Origin of the sequence: Corynebacterium sp. 122RC1, from assembly GCF_024580955.1 — a bacterium.
Taxonomy (GTDB): Bacteria; Actinomycetota; Actinomycetes; order Mycobacteriales; family Mycobacteriaceae; genus Corynebacterium; species Corynebacterium kozikiae.
On the sequence record NZ_JANIKD010000054.1, the window covers coordinates 1 to 744 of the forward strand.

A 744-nucleotide genomic window follows, 5' to 3' on the forward strand; every position below is an offset into this window, starting at 1 on the left:
GGGGCCGACCCCCGGAAAGTAGACACATCGGGTGGTCAATATGATGGGATTATGTTAGCTCACGCGGTCTTGGCTTCAAACTCTTTTGGTGACAGGTATCCACACCAGGAGTGACGCCTTTTGGTGTTGTACCTTACGCAGAATCTAAATACCTGTTGCCTGCATTCCAGCATCGTGGAAAATACTTTCCGATCCTGCAATACTTCCCGTTTCACCGTCGCGTTAAAAGACTCCGCCAACGAGTTATCGGCACTGGTACCCACAGAACCCATAGACTGCTGCACCCTATGAGTGGCGCAGTAATCCTTGAACGCTTCACTGGTGTAGACGCTGCCATGATCTGTATGAAAGATCGCACCGTCAAGGCTTCCTCGTTCACGATAAGCCATGTCCATAGCCTCAATCACCAAGTCGGTGCGCATGTGATCCGCGATCGCGAATCCCACCAACCTCCTGGAGTAGCAGTCAATGACGGTAGCTAAGAACATGTTGGCACCACCTTGAATCGGCAGGTAAGTGATATCGCCAACATAGACTTCATTCGGCCTTGAAGCAGTGAAATCCCTGTTCACAAGGTCAGCAAACACCCTGGCATGCTTTCTGCGCCACGTGGTGGTCACTTTCCTACGCTTGGTGTAGCCACGTAGGCTCATGTTTTTCATAACCCTGGCTACACGCTTATGATTCACCGAAACAAACCCCTTCTGGGAGTTCAGTTCAGCGGTGATTCTCTTCGCACCGTAG

At 51.1% G+C, this 744-nt stretch carries 1 protein-coding gene; it reads right to left on the bottom strand.

Annotation, left to right across the window (positions count from 1 at the left end):
• Positions 1-59 precede the first annotated feature (59 nt).
• Positions 60-744 (bottom strand): IS3 family transposase (locus NQ050_RS11015; RefSeq protein ID WP_257039387.1); only part of this gene is annotated, 685 nt, incomplete at its 5' end.